The following is a 3,642-nucleotide window of genomic DNA, read 5'->3' as shown; positions in this document are numbered from 1 at the left end:
TCTCGGAAATGATGATCAATCACACGCCGTTTGATATGCGGGTGGTGGGATTAAGTATTTTGTTAGCAGACGGGGAGAGCCAAGGCGTTACAAAGTTACCGAGTTTGAGTCACCTAACGGAGCCGGTAGTGAGTCAATTAGTACTAACAGGACGCCTAGATTTAGAGCGCACGATAGCGCAAGTACTCGGCAGCCAAGTAGGCAGTTACTTAGGACAAGGGTTGGGTAATATTGTTAATACGGGGATCGGGGATATAGAGCGTTACTTTACGCCGAAAACGCCAGCGCCGAGTTACACCGCGCAATCTTCTCCGCAAAGGTCTAACCAGAACAAGCTTGATGATTTATCGAGGAAGACGAATCATGAGCAGGGGATCAAGAAGACACCTTATCACTCCACAGCGCCGAAGAAGAACTGGGCGGATGTCAATGAGGTATTTGAGAATGACTGGGAAAGAAAAGCAGTCAGCAATTTTGACAGATCCCTTTATCCGAAGGATCTTGAGCTGCCGAATGAAGGGAATTTAATGCAGCGGTATCAGGCGGCGCCGAGTAAGCAGAAGGAGAGGTGGCAAGGAAATTCCTCAACGGCACACAATGAAGCTTATTATGAAAACTCACTTTCCCACAATACGGCTATGACAAAAAATTGGGTAGGGCTTGACGGTCGAACTCACTATATGGACCGGCACGATAATGTTTACTATGCAACGCCACAGGGAATTCGTAAAATTTCAGACCCTCCAGTAGAATCATTCCATGCAGTGGAAGATTATTTAATGGGAGGTTTAGAGCTAGGGGTACTAAAAGGTGGCGCGTTTGTGGGTGCTAAAGTGCTTCGTGCGAGTCCTGAGATTGCGGCTTTTGGCGCGAAAGTATTATCAGGCGCTCAAGATAGTTTTGGCAAATTAGTTTCAGGGTTAGGTGTTTTGTCTACTAGGGGTAAATCTCTTGGAGGGGAAGGTATTTTAAAGAAATTATCACCCTCGCAACTAAATCCTACGGAATCACTCTCGATGAGTAAAAGAAAATTTCAGGTATTTTTAGAAGACGTTAAAATAAACGGAATTAATGAACCAATTAAATATGTTGAATATAATGGTGAAAAATATGTTGTAGATGGCCATCATAGACTACAAGCTGCAAAAAGACTGGGTTTTGAGGCTGTACCAGTTAATGAAGTTAAATTGCCTTATAAGGGCTACAGTGATGAGAAAGATTTGCTAAATTATTTTGGCCCATAAATTTTAGAGGGGAAGAATGGCTATATACCAATTTACTATTGAACTTTTACCACGGGACTGGGCTATATATCATGAATATAATCCAAAGAGTTTATACGACCTAGAACAACAATATGATGTAGCAGAGGCCTGGGAAGGCCACCATTTATCAAATGTGTTCGATAATATAATTTCCAGCTTTTTACCTAAAGGTAAATCATGGAATTCAAGACTAATAATTTGGGGTGATTATGAGCACAATGATATACAAGTGTGGATGCGGAATAAGGATCAAGTAGAATCTATCACGATACGTTTAGATTTAAGAACAGAAATAAAGGGGTTAATTAACAATATAATATTATTGGCAAAAAAATTAAATTGTGTTTTTTTTGTGCCAGAAATTCGAAAAATAATTGATCCAGACATTTTCTTATTACATAAACTTATTGCTCATTCTACAGCTGTAAAGTATGTGACCAATCCAGAAGATTATTTCAAGAAGATTGAATTAAAAAAACAGGGGAAATAACGATTTTTCAAAGGGGCCGATTCGTAAGTAACGTGCGCACATAGGACGGGGTCAGGCCTGACATACCTGATTTTTATCTGTATGGTTTAGGGGACGGGTCAGCTTGCTATTTAGTTGATTTTCAAATTTAGCTCAATATAAAGACTACAATAATTAAGCTATTGAACCATCCCATATTTTTGGATAATTTCCCGCTAAGCAAGAAAAACCGAGGATTCACTTTTATTTTTATACCATAATGCATGAGATAATATGAACAATCACATTGAGCAATTGTTGGAAATCCTTTTTGACCCTATTGGGAGAATTGATGAGAGAGATGATGCTGCAATTTACTTAGCAAAGTACCCCTCTAATGAAATTCTCGAAAAACTTGTTATATTTGCGAGTAATTCAGAAGAAAATCAAATTATCTTAGCTTCCGTTGGGGAATCCATAGGTGAAATAATGGTTGCACTCAATAAATTTGATCCTTCAATACTTGGTAAGTTGGCCGCTACTGCAAAAATTGAAACATTGGGGGTCATTAGTGGAAAAAAGCCGGAATGGCTGAGATAATTTTTAATCGGTACATGAGTTGAGAGTCCCCTCACGGAAGATGGCCCCCAAACGATCATCCCCCTCCCGCGGGGGGGCACTCCGTATCAGGCGGCGACTGCCTATTATAATGCTGATGGCAGCACCCGCGCCACATTACGGGCCAGCAAGACGAAACCGATCCGAAGGCCAAATACCCGCCCCTGGTGGCATTCCAGAACACCGCCGCGAAATCGATATTTACTAAAGATATGTATACCGGTTTCGGGGACCCCGAGGGTTTACAGCTTAAGGGCTCAGAGAGCCATTTTTTAAGTACGCAAGACCAAAACTTAGGCGTATTTAACACCACCACGGGCGCCGCGAGTTTAAATTTGGTGCGCAGAGCGGTGACCGATCACGGCGGCGTTGAAGTGGGGAATGCCAGTCAGTGGCGGGGCAAAGAGAGTGATTTCACCGCGATGTCCGACCCTGCCGGCCCGTATGTTGAAGAGCGTCATCTCAGCTCAGCGCAAAAACTGCAGGCGACGCTGGATAAACGGAAACACAAAGGCGATAACTCCTCAAACTTAATTATTACCGCTCCGGCCATTGCCAGACAAAATGTAAGCGTGGTGCAAAATGATACGTCGGATAGTCTTGCGATGAAGATGACCGGCAGTGAAAGTTACAGCGATCAAATCACGCAAGCCAATGGCTTAGTTGACAGCAGTAGTTTATTTGCGGGTTACCCGGGACTCCATATCCCCGCGCCACTCCCCACTAAAAACCAAGCCTTTATGCGCACGCCGTATTACCTCTTTACACAAAAAATATTAGGCGCTATCTATCCCCACCTCAAAACCCCGGAACACAAACTGCACCCAAACCCAATGGTGATTTTTGGTAAAACGGTCATCGCCGTCTTAGCCGTGGTGGCTGCTAATATAATCGCCCCGGTGCTGGCCGGTGCATTAATGCCGCTCATGTTCAGCGCGATGGGCGTTAGCATGGTGGGTTCGGCCACCTTGGTATTGGGCGGTGTGATGGCCACCCTAATCGACGCAGCTGGTCAAGAATTACTGGTGGGCCTGCATGCACAAGCAGAAGTATCCTGGCGGGAAGCCGCGATGGTCGGTGTCAGCTCCGTAGTCGGTGGCGGCGTTAATATGGGCTTTAGCCAGGTCAAACTCTTAACGCCGCTCGCAAAGGAAGTGCTACGAAGAGCCACCTTAGCGGTGACGCAACAACTCTCGGAAATGATGATCAATCACACGCCGTTTGATATGCGGGTGGTGGGATTAAGTATTTTGTTAGCAGACGGGGAGAGCCAAGGCGTTACAAAGTTACCGAGTTTGAGTCACCTAACGG

General features: G+C 44.3%; 4 protein-coding genes. All 4 read left to right on the top strand.

Features of this window, described 5'->3' with window-relative positions:
• Positions 1–1,244 (top strand): ParB N-terminal domain-containing protein (locus H0U71_03390; protein MBA2654096.1); only part of this gene is annotated, 1,244 nt, incomplete at its 5' end.
• Positions 1,245–1,260: 16 nt separating this feature from the next.
• On the top strand, positions 1,261–1,755 hold the full coding sequence (locus tag H0U71_03385) for a hypothetical protein (protein MBA2654095.1): 495 nt from the start codon (positions 1,261–1,263) through the stop codon (positions 1,753–1,755).
• Positions 1,756–2,007: 252 nt separating this feature from the next.
• The gene (locus tag H0U71_03380) at positions 2,008–2,313 is read left to right on the top strand and encodes a hypothetical protein (GenBank protein ID MBA2654094.1); all 306 of its coding nucleotides are present in this window, start codon (positions 2,008–2,010) and stop codon (positions 2,311–2,313) included.
• A gap of 185 nt (positions 2,314–2,498) precedes the next feature.
• On the top strand, positions 2,499–3,642 hold a 1,144-nt coding region (locus H0U71_03375), incomplete at its 3' end, for a hypothetical protein (protein MBA2654093.1).

This window comes from Gammaproteobacteria bacterium, assembly GCA_013697705.1.
Classification (GTDB): Bacteria; Pseudomonadota; Gammaproteobacteria; order UBA6002; family UBA6002; genus UBA6002.
The sequence above is the reverse complement of the archived record's forward strand: the minus strand, read 5'-3'. Positions and strand labels throughout refer to the sequence as shown.

Excerpts from the sequence above, each read along its gene's own strand:
- H0U71_03385 (MBA2654095.1), top strand. The coding sequence starts at position 1,261 with ATGGCTATATACCAATTTACTATTGAACTTTTACCACGGGACTGGGCT.
- H0U71_03380 (MBA2654094.1), top strand. The coding sequence starts at position 2,008 with ATGAACAATCACATTGAGCAATTGTTGGAAATCCTTTTTGACCCTATT.